Origin of the sequence: Streptomyces sp. SCUT-3 (genome assembly GCF_014083985.1) — a bacterium.
Lineage (GTDB): Bacteria > Actinomycetota > Actinomycetes > Streptomycetales > Streptomycetaceae > Streptomyces_H > Streptomyces_H thermolineatus.
Genome location: NZ_CP046907.1, coordinates 4,505,351 through 4,521,217, shown reverse-complemented (window position 1 = coordinate 4,521,217; position 15,867 = coordinate 4,505,351). Strand labels below are relative to the sequence as shown.

Here is a 15,867-nt window from a genome sequence, read left to right as displayed (position 1 = left end):
GTTCCCGTCAGCCGTTCCGCCCGGCGCGGGAGGGGGCCGCGGCTTCCGTCGCGTTCCCGTCGGCGTCGTGGTGGCGCCAGGGCCGCACAAGCACCACGAAGGACAGCACCGCGACCGCCCCGCAGGCCAGTTGCACCGCCGCCATCGGCACGGCGGTGTGCTCGCCGGCGAGCCCGACCAGCGCCGAGGCGACCGCGCCGACCAGGAACTGCGAGGTGCCCAGCAGCGCGGAGGCGGATCCGGCCGCGTGCGGGGTGCGCATCAGCGCCTGGGCGCTGCTGTTGGGCATGACCAGGCCCATCGCGGACATCAGCACGAACAGCCCGGCGGCCACCGGCACCAGGCCCACCGCGCCGAACGCCCCGGAGGTCATGAGCACCAGGGCCGCCGCGGCGGCGACCGTGACGGCCAGACCGAAGGCCAGCGCCCGGTCCAGCCGCACCCGTCCCACCAGGATCTTCCCGTTGATCTGGCCGACCGCGATCAGGCCGACGGAGTTCAGGCCGAACAGCAGGCTGTAGGTCTGCGGGGAGGCGCCGTAGATCTCCTGGATCACGAACGAGGAGGCGGCGACGTAGGCGAACAGCGCGGCGAAGCCGAAGCTGGCGGTCAGCAGGTAGCCGGAGAAGACCCGGTCGGCGAAGAGGTTGCGCATGGTGCGCAGGCTCTGGCCGATCCCGCCGTCGTGCCGCCGCTCGTGCGGCAGGGTTTCGTGCAGCCACCGCGCGACGAGGACGACGAGCACGACGCCGATGAGGGCGAGGACCGCGAAGATGCCGCGCCAGTCGGCGAAGTGCATGATCTGCCCGCCGAAGGCCGGGGCGAGGATGGGCGCCGTGCCGGAGATCAGCATCAGGGTGGAGAAGAAGCGGGCCATCTCCAGCCCCGAGTACAGGTCGCGCACCACCGCGCGGGCGATGACTATGCCGGCCGCGCCGGCCAGCCCCTGCAGCAGCCGGACCCCGATCAGGATCTCCGCCGTGGGGGCGAGCGCGCAGCCCGCGGTGGCCAGGACGTAGACGACCAGGCCGGTCAGGAGGGGGCGGCGGCGTCCCCAGCGGTCGCTCATCGGCCCGGCGACGAGCTGGCCCAGGGCCATGCCGAGCAGGCAGGCGGTGAGGGTGAGCTGCACCGTGGCGACCGGGCTGTGCAGGGTCTCGGAGATCTGGGGCAGCGACGGCAGGTACATGTCCATCGACAGCGGTCCCAGCGCGGTCAGCCCGCCCAGGATCAGCGTGACGAGCAGCCCCGCCGGGCGCGGGGTGGACAGCCCCGGGGCGGACGGCCCGGCTGCGGGCGGGACCGCGGCGGGGCCGGAGGCCCCCGTCCCCGAGACCGCGTCGGCGGCATTGTCCGGTTGGGGCACTGTCGTCGGTTCCGGCATGGCGTCGGGACTCCTGGGTCTGTGGCTGCTACACGCGTCGGTTCGGCGTTCGGCGGTCCGTGGTCGGCTGCCGGGGGCCGGGGCGCGGGGCGGTGGTCTCTGCGGGCTCGGTGTGCCCGGTGGGCGGGCACGGCAGGAGGCACCCGGGGGTTCCGGATGCCTCTTCTTCCCGCACGACAACCTTCCCTATGCTCCCACCATTCCGCGGCCCCGCGGAGCGCCGGTACGAGACAGGTGGGAACCGATGAGGGACGGCAGTGGAACGATCGCATGGGGCGTGCTGGCCACCGGGGGGATCGCCGCGGCGTTCACCCGCGACCTGGCGGCGCTCCCGGACGCCGAGGTGCTCGCCGTCGGCTCGCGCGGTGCGGAGTCGGCGAAGCGGTTCGGCGAGCGCTTCGACATCCCCCGCACCTACGGGAGCTGGGCGGAGCTGGCCGCCGACGACGACCTGGACGTGGTCTACGTGGCCTCGCCGCACTCCGCCCACCGGGCGGCGGCCGAGGTGTGCCTGAGGGCGGGGCGGGCGGTGCTGTGCGAGAAGCCCTTCACCCTGAACGCCCGCACGGCGCGGGAGCTGGTGGACCTGGCCAGGGGGCGCGGGCTGTTCCTCATGGAGGCCATGTGGACCTACTGCAACCCGCTGGTGCGCCGGATGACCGAACTGGTGCGTGACGGGGCGATCGGCACGGTGCGGGCCGTCCAGGCGGACTTCGGCCTGGCCGGGCCGTTCGACCCGGCGCACCGGCTGCTCGACCCGGCGCAGGGCGGCGGGGCGCTGCTGGACCTGGGCGTGTACCCGGTGGCCTTCGCGCACCTGCTGCTGGGCGAGCCGGCGCAGGTGTCGGCGTGGGCGCGGCTCACCCCGCGGGGAGTGGACGAGAACACCGGCATCCTGCTGGGCTACGACAGCGGGGCGGTGGCCACCCTGGCCTGCTCGATCGGCGCCGACCTGCCGGCGCTGGCCACGGTGAGCGGCACCCGCGGGCGGATCGAGTTCCCGCACGGCTTCTACGCCCCGGACCGCTTCGTGCTGCACCGCCCCGGGCGGGACCCGCAGGAGTTCGCCCTGGCCGACCACGGCGGGGCGCCCTCGGCCCACACCTACGCCTTCGAGGCGGCCGAGGTGATGCGGGCGCTGCGCGCGGGCGAGACGGAGTCGCCGCTGGTGCCGCTGGACGGCACCCTCGCCGTGATGCGGACCCTGGACGCGGTCCGGGAGCGAATCGGCGTGCGCTACCCGGGCGAGGACGGCTGACGCCTCTTCGTGGGAGCGCTCCCGCGTCGGCCGCACCCCCAGTCGTACTCCCGGCCGCGCTCCCGGCTGCGGGCCCGGGTGTGTCCCCGGGCCCGCGGCGGGCCTCGTTCAGGCCGGCTTCAGTCCCGGGTCGCCGGCCTCGGAGACGAAGACGGCGGCGGTCTTCACCGGGGCGCCCGGCGTGGTGACGCGGTCGACGGTGCGGTACTCGGCCGTCAGCCGCTGCGGCTCCAGGGTGGTGGTGACGTAGCCGCGGCGGCCGTTGAAGAACTTCATGTGCGGGTTGGCCGTCATCTGGTTGTCGTAGCTCGCGGGGCGGTCCGATCCGTTGCGGCCGCTGCTGACCGAGGTTCCGACCAGTTCGACGCCCAGGGTGCGCGAGGACGGGTCGTCGAAGTCTCGCTTGATGTCGAAGCCGTAGTTGACGTGCACGTCGCCGGTGAGGACCACGAGGTTGTCCGCGCCGGCCTGCTCGGCGCCGGCCAGGAGGCGTTCGCGGGCGGCGGGGTAGCCGTCCCAGGCGTCCATGCTGAGTTTGTAGCCGTCGCCGGGGACGTTGCGCCGCCGGGAGAAGGTCACCTGCTGGGGGACGACGTTCCAGGTGGCGCCGGAGGAGCGAAGGCCGTCGAGCAGCCAGCGCTCCTGGGTCTCGCCGAGCATGGTGCGCGCGGGGTCCTCGGACTCGGGCCCGGGGGTCTGCCAGCCGTCGCCGTACGCCTGGTCGGAGCGGTACTGGCGGGTGTCGAGGACGTCGAACTGGGCCAGCCGGCCGTAGTGGAAGCGCCGGTAGAGCCTCATGTCCGGCCCGTTCGGCCGCTGGAGGAGGCGCAGCGGCTGGTTCTCCCAGTAGGCGCGGTAGGCGGCGGCCCGGCGGAGCAGGAACTCCTCCCGGGGCACGCCGTTCTCGGGGGTGTCGCCGGCGTAGTTGTTCTCGGTCTCGTGGTCGTCCCAGGTGACCACCCAGGGGAACGCGGCGTGCGCGGCCCGGAGGTCCTCGTCGGACTTGTAGAGGGCGTAGCGCAGCCGGTAGTCCTCGAGGGTGACCGTCTCGCGGTCGAACAGGGACGGCAGGGTGCGGTCGGTGTAGGCGCGGTCCCCGCCGGTGGCGTTGACGGCGTACTCGTAGATGTAGTCGCCGAGGTGGAAGACGGCGTCGAGGTCCTCGTCGGCGAGGTGGCGCAGGGCGGTGTAGTAGCCCTGGTGGTAGGCCTGGCAGGAGACGATGCCGAAGCGCACCCGGTCGAGGGCCGCCCCCCGCGCGGGGGCGGTGCGGGTGCGGCCGGCGGGGCTGGTCCACGAACCGACCCTGAAGCGGTACCAGTAGACCCGGTCGGCGTCGAGGCCCTGCACGTCGATGTGCACGGTGTGGTTGAACTCCCAGCGGGCGGTGGCCGCGCCGCGGCGGGCCACGCGGGCGAACCGCTCGTCGCGGGCGACCTCCCAGTGGACCGTGACGTCGCCCTGCGCCATGCCGTTGCCCGGCTCGAAGGGCCGGGGGGCCAGACGCGTCCACAGCACGACGCCCCCGGGCAGCGGGTCTCCGGAGGCGACGCCGAGGGTGAAGGGGTCCTCGGTGATGTCCTTGGGGCGGATCTGCGCGGCGTGGGCGGTGGGGAGGTTGGTGCTGAAGGCGAGTGCGGCGGCCGCGCCGGTGACGGTGAGGAACCGCCGGCGGTTGACGCGGGCCGCGGTGCGCATCTCCTGGGCGGTCTCGTGCTGGTACGACAGCGCGTCTGTCATGTCCCCTCCCGGACTTGTGCGGTCGCAGAGCATTCGAACGGCCCGCGGGGGCCGCGCGCTGTCGTGAGCACAAAGACGATGCGACGGAGCGGTGATTTCCGCCCCTCGAAAGGGCATTCGCCGTAATCCGGGTACGCCGTCCGAGGCAGGCGCGGTCGGACGGCCGACGCCGCGTCACCGCGCGGCCCCGTGCCGCCGTGCGACGCCGCGTCACCGCGCGGCGGTGCATCGCCGTGCGGCATCATGACCCCGCGACCCCAATCTGTCATGTACGCGTATACGCATGAGCCGTTAACCGGCCGTTGGCGGTGCGTCGACCCGCGGCCCCTACGGTTCCGGCCGTCCCGTCCGATTCCCCGAACCCACGGAGCAGACCATGGAGCGTCGTAGTTTCCTGCGCGGAGCAGTAGTCGGCGGCGGTGTCGCCGCGTTCGGCGGATCGCTGTGGCGCGGTGCCGCGGTCGCCGCGCCCGCCCAGCCCGGCATCGGCCCCTACGGCGCCCTGGGCGCCGCCGACGCCAACGGCGTCCGCCTCCCGGCCGGCTTCACCAGCCGGGTGATCGCCCGTTCGGGCCAGAAGGTCGCCGGCACCTCCTACACCTGGCACAACGCCCCCGACGGCGGCGCCTGCTTCGCCGACGGCACCGGCTGGATCTACGTCTCCAACTCCGAGATCTCCCTGACCGGCGGCGCGGGGGCGGTCCGCTTCGACTCCTCCGGATCGGTCACCGGCGCGTACCGCATCCTGTCCAACACCAACTCCAACTGCGCCGGCGGCGCCACACCGTGGAAGACCTGGCTGTCCTGCGAGGAGGTCAGCCGCGGACACGTCTACGAGACCGATCCGTGGGGCGTGAAGGCCGCCGTGCAGCGCCCGGCCATGGGCCGGTTCAAGCACGAGGCAGCGGCCTGCGACCCGGTCCGCAAGGTGGTCTACCTGACCGAGGACGAGACCGACGGGTGCTTCTACCGCTTCACCCCCACCACCTGGGGCGACCTGTCCTCCGGCCGCCTGGAGGTCATGGTCGGCGGCAGCGGCACCTCGGGCGCGGTCACCTGGGCGACGGTCCCCGACCCGGACGGCTCCCCCACCGCCACCCGCAACCAGGTCTCCGGCGCCAAGCGGTTCAACGGCGGCGAGGGCTGCTACTACGCGGACGGCGTCTGCTACTTCACCACCAAGGGCGACAACCGGGTGTGGGCCTACGACGCCGCCGCCTCCACCGTCTCCCTCACCTACGACGACTCCCTGGTGACCTCCGGCAGCGCCCCTCTGACCGGCGTGGACAACGTCACCGGCTCCGCCTCCGGCGACCTGTTCGTCGCCGAGGACGGCGGCTCCATGGACATCTGCGTGATCACCCCGGACGGCGTCGTCGCCCCGTTCCTGCGCATCGAGGGGCAGTCCGGGTCCGAGATCACCGGCCCCGCCTTCTCCCCCGACGGCAGGCGGCTGTACTTCTCCAGCCAGCGCGGCACCAGCGGCAGCTCCTCCGGCGGCATCACCTACGAGGTGACCGGGCCGTTCCGCGCCTGAGCGGCGCCGCCCCGGGGAGGCGGGGCCTCCCCGGGGCGGCGGCCGGGACCGGCGCAGGGGCCCCGGGACCGGCGCAGGGATCGGGACCGGCGCAGGGGTCCGGCGGGCCGGGGACCGGGAGGCTTTACCTCAACCTTTGTCGAGGTCGTACCGTTCCCGGTGTCACACCCGGCCGGTACTGTCCGGTCCGGTGCCGCACGCGCCGCGCCACGACCGGTCGCGAGACCACGGAGGTACCCGATGAGCATGGAGTCCGTCGCCTGGCACTCCCTCTACCGCACCATGCACGCGCAGGAGGACCGGCGGCCCTTCTCCCGGGCGACCCTGCGGCGCATCGGCGCCTTCGCCCGCCCGCACCGGGCCCGCCTGATCCGGTTCCTCCTGCTGAGCGCCGGCGGCGCACTGCTGGCGGTGGCCACGCCGGTCCTGGCCGGCCGGGTGGTCGACTCGATCGTCTCCGGGGCCGAACCGGGCACGGTCGTCCGCCTCGCCCTGCTGATCGCCGCCATCGCGGTGGCCGAGGCCGGACTGGGGCTCGTGGTCCGCTGGCTGTCGGCGAGCATCGGCGAGGGCCTGATCCTGGACCTGCGCACCGCGGTCTACGACCACGTGCAGCGCATGCCCGTCGCCTTCTTCACCCGCACCCGCACCGGCGCGCTGGTCAGCCGGCTGAACAACGACGTGATCGGCGCCCAACGGGCGTTCAGCGACACCCTCTCCGGCGTGGTCGGCAACCTCGTCACCCTCACGCTCACCCTGGTCGTGATGCTCGGGATCTCCTGGCAGATCACCCTGCTCGCACTGGTCCTGCTGCCGGTGTTCGTGCTGCCCGCCCGCCGGATGGGCGGACGGCTGGCGCAGCTGAGGCGCGAGGCCGCGAACCACAACGCCACCATGAGCACCCAGATGACCGAGCGGTTCTCCGCCCCCGGCGCGACCCTGGTCAAGCTCTTCGGCCGGCCCTCCGAGGAGTCCGCGGAGTTCGCCGCCCGGGCGAGGCGGGTGCGGGACATCGGCGTGCGCACCGCCATGGTGCAGACGGTCTTCATCACCTCCCTGACCCTGGTGTCCGCCCTGGCCCTGGCCCTCGTCTACGGCCTCGGCGGCTTCTACGCGCTGCGCGGCAGCCTGGAGCCGGGCGCCGTCGTCGCCCTCGCCCTGCTGCTCACCCGCCTGTACGCCCCGCTGACCTCCCTGGCCGGGGCCCGGCTGGAGGTGATGAGCGCGCTGGTCAGCTTCGAGCGGGTCTTCGAGGTGCTCGACCTGAAGCCGCTGATCACCGAGAAGCCGGACGCCCGGAAGGTGCCCGACGGCCCGGTGTCCGTGGAGTTCGACGGCGTCCGCTTCGCCTACCCGTCGGCCGACAAGGTCTCCCTCGCCTCCCTCGAGGAGGTCGCCGTCCTCGACACCCGCGGCGGCACCGAGGTCCTGCACGACGTGTCCTTCCGCGCGGAGCCGGGGCAGATGGTCGCGCTGGTGGGCTCCTCCGGCGCCGGCAAGTCCACGATCGCCCAGCTGCTCCCCCGGCTCTACGACGCCGACGCCGGCGCCGTGCGGCTGTCGGGGACGGACGTGCGCGACCTGTCCGCCGAGTCGCTCCGGCAGACCCTGGGCATGGTCACCCAGGACGGCCACCTCTTCCACGACACCATCCGCGCCAACCTCCTCCTCGCCCGCCCCGAGGCCGGCGAGGAGGAGCTGTGGGAGGTGCTGCGCCGCGCCCGGCTCGACGAGCTGATCGCCTCCCTGCCGGACGGGCTGGACACCGTGGTGGGCGAACGCGGCTACCGGCTCTCCGGCGGCGAGCGCCAGCGGCTGACCATCGCCCGCCTGCTGCTCGCCCGCCCCCGGGTGGTGATCCTCGACGAGGCTACCGCGCACCTGGACTCCACCTCGGAGGCGGCGGTGCAGGAGGCGCTGGCCGAGGCCCTGGACGGGCGGACCGCGGTGGTGATCGCCCACCGGCTCTCCACCGTGCGGGCGGCCGACCTCATCCTCGTCGTCGAGGACGGCCGGATCGTCGAACGCGGCACCCACACCGAGCTCCTCGCCGCGGGCGGCCGCTACGAGGAGTTGTACCGCACCCAGTTCGAACAGGCCGAGGACGAGAACGGGAACGCGGACGCGGACAGGGACACGGACGGGGGCAGGGACGCGGCCGGGACCGCCGCGGCGGCTGCCGTCTGACCGCCTCCGGGCCACGCCGGGGCCCCGGCGCACCACCACGTCACCGGAAGGCCGCCACTGCACCGGCAGGCCGCCGCGTCGCCGCGTCACCGCGGCATCACCGGCTCCTCGGCGGACTCCACGGCCACCGCGCCCTCCGGCGGCAGCAGCCCCGCCCGCGCACGGATCATGTCCGCGCGCGCGTGGGTGATCACCCCCAGGGTCTTGACGATCGCCACGACGACCGTCACGACCCCGACGGCCAGGGCGCTGACCGCGGTGATCAGCAGGACCGTGTCCGACGGCCCCCAGCCGTCCCGCGTGACGCGGTCGAGCAGGTTCCACGTCGCACGGTGGGCCACGACGTACGCGATGCAGGCCACGGCGGCCAGGCACAGCACGTGCCACAGCTCCAGCATCCGCAGCCGGCGGCGGGCGTCGTAGACGTCCCGCACCTGCAGGTGCAGGCAGGGGTCGTCGCGGCCCTGGGTGACCAGCCATCCGCCCAGCAGCGCCATGCGGCTGAAGGGCCGGCGCCGGTCTCCGATGTGGGTGTCCGCGGAGGACTGGTGGTAGTAGGCGCGCTGCCAGCTGTCGGTCACCAGCTTCACCGCCTCGTGGGACATCGAGTGCCCCACGACCGTCGCCGTGGCCGCCACCAGGCCGGCCAGGGAGACGGCGACCCACATGTCCGGGGAGGCGGTGTCCGCCCCGGCCGTCCGGAACAGTCCGGCCACCACCAGCCCGGCCGCGGCGGCCGCCACCAACGCCACAAGGGCACGCTGCACCATGGAACCGCCCTCCGGCTCGTCCGTTCCGGTGTCACCCCCGCCCCACACGTTTCATACCCACCCGTGACACCCCGTCATCCTCTGCGGTGTCGTCAATACGTGCGAATTCGGGCGGGGATTCCCGGCGGAACACCCCTCCCGGCGGCGCGGGCGGGGAGCGGGAGCAGGAGAAAGCCCCCACCCGCCGGTCCGCGGGACGGGCGGGAGGGGGCGAAGCGCGGCGGCGGACGAGTCGGCCTGTACGCCGGGTTCTGTCACCGGCGGGCCTCGCGGCCCGTCGGGAGACGGCCATCCATCTAGGGCTGCCGTTGCCGACAGCCTCGTGCGGTCTACCCGCGGACTCGGGCGGGCAGCCCTCGAACGTCCGCGCAGAGCACCTCGCGGCGCTCCTCTTGACCTTGCTCCGGGTGGGGTTTACCTAGCTGCCCAGGTCACCCTGGGCACTGGTGGTCTCTTACACCACCGTTTCACCCTTACCGGGGGCCGAGGCCCCCGGCGGTCTGTTTTCTGTGGCACTGTCCCGCGGGTCACCCCGGGTGGGCGTTACCCACCACCCTGCCCTGTGGAGCCCGGACGTTCCTCGGCGGGGCCCGAAGACCCCGACGCGGCCGCCCGGCCGGCTCGTCCGCCGTGCCGCCCATGCTACCCGCCGGGAGGGGCGGCGGATCACCCGCCGGGCGCCCCGCCGGACCGCCCTGTCGGACCACCCCGGCGGACCGCCGCCGAGTCAGCCGAGCCCGGAGGTGTCCAGGGCCAGGAAGCCCTCCAGCAGGACGTCCTCCCGCGTGAGCGGCTCGTGTGCCATGGCGCTCATCCTCACGCCCCTCCCTGTGGTCGGGGCCGTTGTCGGACCGGGGACGGTCGCGGTTCGGGAAAGGAGATCGTTCCACTCGATCGTGGCACACGGCGACGGACGTCGACAGGAAATGCGGCCGCGGGGGACGGGCCGGGGCACGCTGCGGGACCTGCCGCGGGGCGGCCTATCCTTGCCGGTCGGCGCCCCGCGCGCCGCACCGTCGCCCACCGCCCGAGGAGATCCGCCGTGCTCGTCCTGCTTCCGCCGTCCGAGGGGAAGGCCTCCGGAGGGGCCGGCCCGGCCCTGTCCCCGGGGCTGGAGGGACTGTCGCTGCCCGGGCTGAACGAGGCGCGGTCCACGGTGCTGGAGGAGCTGGTCGGCCTGTGCTCGGGCGACGGGGACAAGGCCCGGGAGGTGCTGGGGCTGAGCGAGGGGCTGCGCGGCGAGGTCGCCAAGAACGCCGGACTGCGCGGGGCCCCGACCGTGCCGGCCGGTCGGCTGTACACCGGCGTGCTGTACGACGCGCTCGGCCTGGGGTCGCTGGACGGCGCGGCCGCGGAGCGGGCGGCGCGGTCGCTGCTGGTCTTCTCCGGGCTGTGGGGGGCGCTGCGGGTGACGGACGAGGTCCCGTCCTACCGGTGCCCGATGGGCGTGAAGCTCCCGGGGACGGGGGCACTGGGCGCGTTCTGGCGCGGGCCGATGGATTCTGTGATGCCGGAGGCGGCGGGGAGCGGCCTGGTGCTGGACCTGCGCTCGGCCGCGTACGCGGCCGCGTGGAAGCCCGGGGGCGAGGTCGCCGGGCGCACGGCGGCAGTGCGGGTGCTGCAGGTGAAGGTGGTCGACGGGGTGGAGAAGCGGTCGGTGGTCAGCCACTTCAACAAGGCGACCAAGGGACGGCTGACCCGCGACCTGCTGGTGTCGGGCGCCGAGCCGGCCGGCCCGCAGGAGCTGGTGGAGACGCTGGAGGGCCTGGGCTACCGGGTGGAGGCCTCCGCGCCGCAGCGGGCGGGCCGTCCCTGGCAGGTGGACGTGCTGGTGACGGACGTGCACTGACCCGCCGACCGCCGTCGCACGCGTGCCCCGGACGCCGCGGCGGGGCCTTCCGCACCGGCGCCGTCAGGCACCGGCGTGCTCCAGGGCGGCCCGGTCCCAGTGGGCGAGGGCGGCCGCGGCCTCGTAGGTGCTCTGCAGGAACTCCAGCAGGGTGCCGTCCGGGTCCTCCGCGGTCCGCACCTCCCGGTAGGGCAGCACGAACTCGCCGAGCTCCTCGTTGTAGTACGCCCCGGCCGGGGCGACCGGGAACTCGCGGAAGCCGTCCGGCTCGGGGTAGGCGTAGGAGTAGAAGACGCCCTCGTCCTCCCCTCCGGGCCAGTACCCGGCGCTGCTCACCTCGTGGGAGTACGCCTCCCGCATGACGTGGGGCCCGCAGTTCGGGGCGCTGCCGGGGTAGGGCGGTGCGGGGCGGCCGGAGAAGCGGGTCACCGCCAGGTCCAGGGCGCCCCAGAAGAAGTGGACCGGGCTCACCTTGCCGACGAAGCGCCCCCGGAACTGCGAGAACACCCGGTCCGCCTCCACCAGGACGCGCCAGAACCGCTGCGCCTGCGCGGCGTCGTACGACGCGTGCACGCGGTCGTCGGGGAAGGGGATCGCGCCCTCGATCTCGACCGGGACGGGCCAGATCCGTGTCGGGAGGCCGAGGTCGTCCAGGCAGTGCACGACGTCGGAGTAGAAGTCGGCGACCGGGCGGGGGGCGAGGTCGACGGAGCGCGTGTCGCCGGCCGTGGTCAGGGTGACGAGCCGGTGGTCCAGGAAGTCGAAGTCCATCTGGAAGCCGCGGCCCGGGGCGTACGGGACGAGTGACGTGGTGAGGCCGCGGGCGGTCACGTAGAGGGTGCTGTTCCACCAGTGGTTGGACAGCGGCGTCCTGGCGAGGCGCACCTTGCCGACGACCTGCGTCCACAGGTGCAGGGTGTCGCGGGTGGCCTGCCACTGCGCGACGGGCAGGGGCGGCCAGGGCCGGGGATCCGGTGCATCGGCATGCATGTCGCCTCCACCGAGGTGCGGGTGCCCCCTCCCGCAGTCTGACACGGGCCCGCAGTCGCCTCCTGTCGATCAACCGCTCCGGGAACGGGGGCGGGCGAACCGGGAAGCCGGAGGTCGCGGGGGCTGAGGGGGCTGAGGGGCCGCAGGCCGCGCGGGATGCGGGACGCGGCCTCAGGCGGCCGTCCGGGCGACCTGTGCGTCCAGGGCCGCGCGGAGCCATTCATGGGTGGCGCCGAGCGTCGGTTCCGGCGGGCCGGACGCGGGAGAGACCAGTTCGGCGACGAGCTGCCAGTAGTGGTCGATCCGCGGGTCCGCGGCGAGCTGCTCGCCGAGCAGGCGGCGGAAGGCCGCGGTGTCCTGCGTGCCGCGCGAGCGGGCGTAGGCGGCGACGAAGCAGTCCAGTGCCCCGCCCGGACGCGGCGGCCGCTGCGCCCGCATCTCCGCCGACGCCAGCTCGTGGGCCTCGCGGAGGCCGTCGTAGAGCACGGCCGGACGGTAGCCCGTGTCGGACCGGTGGACCGCGGGTTGGCCGCGGCCGGTCCCGGGGCAGGGGCCGGAGACGAAGGCGTGCAGCCGGGCGAAGGCCAGCACCTGGGCGGGGGTCGGCTCGGCGGGGGGCTGCGGGACCGAATGCTCGATGAGCACGGAGGTCAGCCGGGCCGGGAGCCTCGGGGGCAGCCAGTTCTTCCAGAAGCGCGCCAGCGCGGCCGTGCTGGGCGGCACGGTCACGGCGCCGACCAGGCGCAGCCGGTCGGCGCGTTCCTCGGGGGTGCAGTCCTGGATCAGTCGGAGGGCGGCCTCCCGCCAGCGGAGGGCGGCCAGTTGCGAGCCGAGCTCCTTCAGCTTCCCCGCGACGGCGTCCTCCAGCGCGTCCTCCCTCACGTCGTCCCCGTCGAGGACCCGGCCCACTTCCGGGACCGGCAGGTCGAGGGTGCGCAGCGAGCGGATCAGGCGGAGCCGGTCGAGGGCCTCGGGGCCGTAGCGGCGGTGGCCCCCCGCGCTGCGGGCCGCTTCGGGCAGCAGGCCGCGGTCGGAGTAGAAGCGGACGGCCTTGACGGTGACGCCCGCGTGCTCGGCGAGCTCTCCGATGCTCCACAGGCCGTCGGGGGACGGGAACACTCCTTGAACCTCCCTCAGGGGGAGTTCCTACCGTACCGGTGAGCGCGGACGGCCGGTGGGGCCGGAGCCGCGGACCGAGACGTGCGAGGAGACGTTCATGACGGCGTTCATCCTGGTGCCGGGCACCTTCACCGGCGGCTGGGCGTGGGAGGAGGTGGCTTCCCGGCTGCGGGCCTCGGGGGCCGGGGCGCACCCGGTGACGCTCACCGGCATGGGGGACGGGCGGAATCCGGCGGAACCGGGCACGGACCTGGAGACGCACGTGGCGGACCTGGTGCGGCTGATCGACGGCGTGGACGACCCGGAGATCGTGATGGTCGGTCACGACTACGGCATCCACCCGGTGTTCGGCGCCGCCGACCGGCGCCCGCAGCGCATCGCCCGCATCGTCTGCCTGGACGTGGCCGTGCCCGGGGACGGAGACCCGGCCCTCGTGTCGGTGCCCGACCAGGCGCTCCGCGACCGGTTGCTGCAGCAGCAGGACGGGCCGGCCGGGGACGGGTCCGCCGGAGCCGGGCCGGCCGGGGACGGCCCGTGGGTCGCGCCGCCGGCGCCCGGCGAGTGGGCGCGTACGGGCAGCACCGACGGTGTCCCGGCGGAGGCCCTGGACCGGCTGGCCCGCCTCGCCGCGCCGCAGCCGCTGGGCACGCTCGTCCAGCCGCTCCGGCTGACGGGGGCGGCCGCCGGGATACCGACGACCGGCGTCCTGTGCACCGCCAACGGGGCGAGCATCGCCATGGTCGAGGCCCTGGTGGGGTTCGGCGACCCGCGCTTCCTGGAGCTCACCCGCCCCGGGGTGACCTTCTTCGAACTCGCCACCGGCCACTGGCCGATGCTCTCCCGCCCCGACGAGCTGGCCGAGGTGCTGATCCGGGCCGCCGCCGGGGAGGGGCACGTGCCGGCCGCGCCGGCGGACCGGCGGCCCGCGCACCTGAGGCCGTTCCTCCTGGACGTGCCGGAGCGGCCCCGCGAGCGGACGGGGCGGGTCGACCTCCACCTGCCCGACGCCGACGGGCCCCGGCCGGCGGTGGTGTTCGTCCACGGCGGCCCGGTCCCCGCCGAGGCCCGTCCGACGCCGCGGGACTGGCCGACTCTCGTCGGCTACGCACAGTACGCGGCGGGGCTGGGGGCGGTCGGCGTGACGCTCGACCACCGGCTGCACGACGTCGCCGACTACGGGCAGGCCGCCGGGGACGTCGCCGAGGCGGTCGAACTGGTGCGGGCCGACCCGCGCGTGGACGGGGAGCGCGTCGCGTTGTGGTTCTTCTCCGGCGGCGGGCCGCTGTCGGCGGACTGGCTCGCGGCGCCCCCGCCGTGGCTGCGCTGCGTGGCGGCGACCTACCCCGTCCTCGCGCCGCTGCCGGGCTGGGGCCGCTTCGACCCCCGGTTCCGCCCCGTGGCCGCGGTGCGCACCGCGGGACGGCTGCCCGTCGTCCTGACCCGGGTGGGCAAGGAGGACGCCGGGATCGCGGCGACGGTCGAGGAGTTCCTGGCCGCGGCCGGGGACTGCGGAGCCGACGTCGAGGTGGTCGACGTGCCGAACGGCCGGCACGGCTTCGAGACGATCGACCACACCGAGGAGGCGCGCCGGGCCGTGGACCGCGCGGTGCGCTCCGTGCTGGCACACCTGCGGGACTGATGGCCCGCCCCGGACCCCCGCGGGCCTGCCCGGCCCGCTCGGCCTGCCCCGTCCGCCCGGCCCGGGGCTTCCCGGGCAGGCCGGCCCGGGCGGGCCGCGGCCGGGCGTCAGGCTCCGGGCTGCCTCAGGTGCGAGGTGTCGTTGAGCAGGCGCAGGGAGGCGTTGCCGTCCGCGTAGTACTGGACGGCGGAGACCGAGGCCGCGGACAGTTCCATGCGGAACAGCGACTCGGGCGGTGCGCCGAGCGCGAGCCGGACCAGGGTCTTGACCGGGGTGACGTGGGTGACCAGCAGGACGGTGCGGCCGCTGTGGCGGGCGAGCAGCTTGTCCCTGGCCACCGAGACCCGGCGGGCGACGGAGGCGAAGCTCTCCCCGCCGGTCGGCGCGGCCTTCGACGAGGCGAGCCAGGCCTCCAGGTCCGCCGGGTACTTGTCCTTGACCTCGGCGAACGTCAGGCCCTCCCAGGCGCCGAAGTCGGTCTCCCGGAGCCCGTCCTCGATCCGCACCTCGAGCCCGAGCCGGTCGGCGACCGTCTGCGCGGTCTGCCGGCAGCGGGCCAGCGGGGAGCTGACGACGGCCTGGACGGTGCCGCGCGCGGCGAGGGCGGCGGCGGTGCGCTCCGCCTGCCAGCGGCCCTTGTCGGACAGGTCGGGGTCGCTGCCGCCGCTGCCGGAGAACCGCTTCTCGGGGGTGAGGGCGGTCTCGCCGTGGCGCATCAGGACGAAGGTGGTCGGGGTGCCCAGGTCGGGGGCCCAGCCGACGGCGACGGGGGGCGGCTCGGCCAGCGGCTCCTCGGCCGCGGGGGCCGGACGCGCCACCGCCGCCGCGGGCACCGTCGCCGCGGACACGGCCCCGGCGGAGGTCTCCGCGGCGGCCTCGGCCAGGGGGTCGTCGGACTCGGCGGCGGAGGCGGCGGTGCTGCCCAGGACGGCGAAGGTCTGCTTGGACTTCCAGACCCGGCCGGCCTTGCCGGCGTCCATCGCCTCGTTGGCGAGCCGGTCGGCGTACTTGTTCTTCTCGCGCGGGATCCACTCGTAGGTGACCCGGCCGGGCGGGAAGACCGCCTTGGCCTCGGCGGCGAGCGGACGCATGTCGGGGTGCTTGATCCTCCAGCGGCCGGACATCTGCTCGACGACCAGCTTGGAGTCCATGCGGACCAGGACGTCGGCCCGCGGGTCGATCCCGTGGGCCGCCCGCAGGCCGGCGATCAGCCCCCGGTACTCGGCGACGTTGTTGGTGGCGTGGCCGATGTACTCGGCGGCCTCGGCGATCGGTTCGCCACTGGCCGCGTCGCGCACCACCGCGCCGTAGCCGGCGGGCCCCGGGTTGCCCCGGGAGCCGCCGTCGGCCTCGACGACGAAACGGTTGGACATGGGTCGGGTGCGTCCTGCCGC

The 15,867-nt window shown here is 74.7% G+C and carries 11 protein-coding genes and 1 other RNA gene; 5 read left to right on the top strand and 7 right to left on the bottom strand.

The window, feature by feature from the left end; translation table 11 throughout:
* Positions 1 to 7: 7 nt before the first annotated feature.
* Positions 8 to 1,384 (bottom strand): Bcr/CflA family multidrug efflux MFS transporter, encoded by a 1,377-nt coding sequence (locus GQS52_RS19990; RefSeq protein WP_182314726.1) that lies wholly within the window; start codon positions 1,382 to 1,384, stop codon positions 8 to 10.
* Positions 1,385 to 1,628: 244 nt separating this feature from the next.
* Between GQS52_RS19990 and GQS52_RS19985 the strand changes: the two genes are divergently transcribed.
* Positions 1,629 to 2,642, top strand: coding sequence for a Gfo/Idh/MocA family oxidoreductase (locus GQS52_RS19985; RefSeq protein WP_182314725.1), 1,014 nt, complete (start codon positions 1,629 to 1,631; stop codon positions 2,640 to 2,642).
* Positions 2,643 to 2,750: 108 nt separating this feature from the next.
* Here GQS52_RS19985 and GQS52_RS19980 read toward each other — a convergent pair whose 3' ends face one another.
* Positions 2,751 to 4,382 carry an alkaline phosphatase D family protein gene (locus GQS52_RS19980; RefSeq protein WP_259370870.1) on the bottom strand — a complete coding sequence of 544 codons (1,632 nt, stop codon included), beginning with the start codon at positions 4,380 to 4,382 and terminating at the stop codon, positions 2,751 to 2,753.
* Between the two features lie 376 nt (positions 4,383 to 4,758).
* Here GQS52_RS19980 and GQS52_RS19975 point away from each other — a divergent pair, with 376 nt between their 5' ends.
* Together GQS52_RS19975 and GQS52_RS19970 are read left to right on the top strand one after the other, a co-directional pair.
* Positions 4,759 to 5,919 carry an alkaline phosphatase PhoX gene (locus GQS52_RS19975; RefSeq protein ID WP_182314724.1) on the top strand — a complete coding sequence of 387 codons (1,161 nt, stop codon included), beginning with the start codon at positions 4,759 to 4,761 and terminating at the stop codon, positions 5,917 to 5,919.
* A 240-nt stretch (positions 5,920 to 6,159) separates the two neighbouring features.
* A complete protein-coding gene (locus GQS52_RS19970) occupies positions 6,160 to 8,106 on the top strand; it encodes an ABC transporter ATP-binding protein (protein ID WP_182314723.1) in 1,947 nt (648 codons plus the stop codon).
* 86 nt (positions 8,107 to 8,192) lie between these two features.
* On the opposite strand, the gene GQS52_RS19965 is transcribed toward GQS52_RS19970, so the two are convergent.
* On the bottom strand, positions 8,193 to 8,876 hold the full coding sequence (locus tag GQS52_RS19965; RefSeq protein ID WP_182314722.1) for a hypothetical protein: 684 nt from the start codon (positions 8,874 to 8,876) through the stop codon (positions 8,193 to 8,195).
* A 224-nt stretch (positions 8,877 to 9,100) separates the two neighbouring features.
* Positions 9,101 to 9,500, bottom strand: an RNA gene (gene rnpB, locus GQS52_RS19960) — RNase P RNA component class A.
* Between the two features lie 418 nt (positions 9,501 to 9,918).
* Here rnpB and yaaA point away from each other — a divergent pair.
* Positions 9,919 to 10,725 carry a peroxide stress protein YaaA gene (yaaA, locus tag GQS52_RS19950; RefSeq protein ID WP_182314721.1) on the top strand — a complete coding sequence of 269 codons (807 nt, stop codon included), beginning with the start codon at positions 9,919 to 9,921 and terminating at the stop codon, positions 10,723 to 10,725.
* A gap of 63 nt (positions 10,726 to 10,788) precedes the next feature.
* On the opposite strand, the gene GQS52_RS19945 is transcribed toward yaaA, so the two are convergent.
* Complete coding sequence (locus tag GQS52_RS19945) at positions 10,789 to 11,715, bottom strand: DUF5996 family protein (RefSeq protein WP_182314720.1); 927 nt, start codon at positions 11,713 to 11,715, stop codon at positions 10,789 to 10,791.
* A 171-nt stretch (positions 11,716 to 11,886) separates the two neighbouring features.
* On the bottom strand, positions 11,887 to 12,834 hold the full coding sequence (locus GQS52_RS19940; protein ID WP_182314719.1) for a MerR family transcriptional regulator: 948 nt from the start codon (positions 12,832 to 12,834) through the stop codon (positions 11,887 to 11,889).
* 97 nt (positions 12,835 to 12,931) lie between these two features.
* Between GQS52_RS19940 and GQS52_RS19935 the strand changes: the two genes are divergently transcribed.
* Entirely contained in the window at positions 12,932 to 14,473 is a 1,542-nt protein-coding gene (locus GQS52_RS19935) for an alpha/beta fold hydrolase (RefSeq protein WP_182314718.1), read from the top strand.
* Positions 14,474 to 14,580: 107 nt separating this feature from the next.
* Here GQS52_RS19935 and GQS52_RS19930 read toward each other — a convergent pair whose 3' ends face one another.
* Complete coding sequence (locus GQS52_RS19930) at positions 14,581 to 15,846, bottom strand: bifunctional RNase H/acid phosphatase (protein WP_182314717.1); 1,266 nt, start codon at positions 15,844 to 15,846, stop codon at positions 14,581 to 14,583.
* Between the last annotated feature and the right edge of the window lie 21 nt (positions 15,847 to 15,867).

Coding starts and splice junctions, on each gene's coding strand:
- GQS52_RS19945 (WP_182314720.1), bottom strand. CDS start 11,715: ATGCATGCCGATGCACCGGATCCCCGGCCCTGGCCGCCCCTGCCCGTC.
- GQS52_RS19970 (WP_182314723.1), top strand. CDS start 6,160: ATGAGCATGGAGTCCGTCGCCTGGCACTCCCTCTACCGCACCATGCAC.
- GQS52_RS19935 (WP_182314718.1), top strand. CDS start 12,932: ATGACGGCGTTCATCCTGGTGCCGGGCACCTTCACCGGCGGCTGGGCG.
- GQS52_RS19990 (WP_182314726.1), bottom strand. CDS start 1,384: ATGCCGGAACCGACGACAGTGCCCCAACCGGACAATGCCGCCGACGCG.
- GQS52_RS19965 (WP_182314722.1), bottom strand. CDS start 8,876: ATGGTGCAGCGTGCCCTTGTGGCGTTGGTGGCGGCCGCCGCGGCCGGG.
- GQS52_RS19980 (WP_259370870.1), bottom strand. CDS start 4,382: ATGACAGACGCGCTGTCGTACCAGCACGAGACCGCCCAGGAGATGCGC.
- GQS52_RS19975 (WP_182314724.1), top strand. CDS start 4,759: ATGGAGCGTCGTAGTTTCCTGCGCGGAGCAGTAGTCGGCGGCGGTGTC.
- GQS52_RS19930 (WP_182314717.1), bottom strand. CDS start 15,846: ATGTCCAACCGTTTCGTCGTCGAGGCCGACGGCGGCTCCCGGGGCAAC.
- GQS52_RS19985 (WP_182314725.1), top strand. CDS start 1,629: ATGAGGGACGGCAGTGGAACGATCGCATGGGGCGTGCTGGCCACCGGG.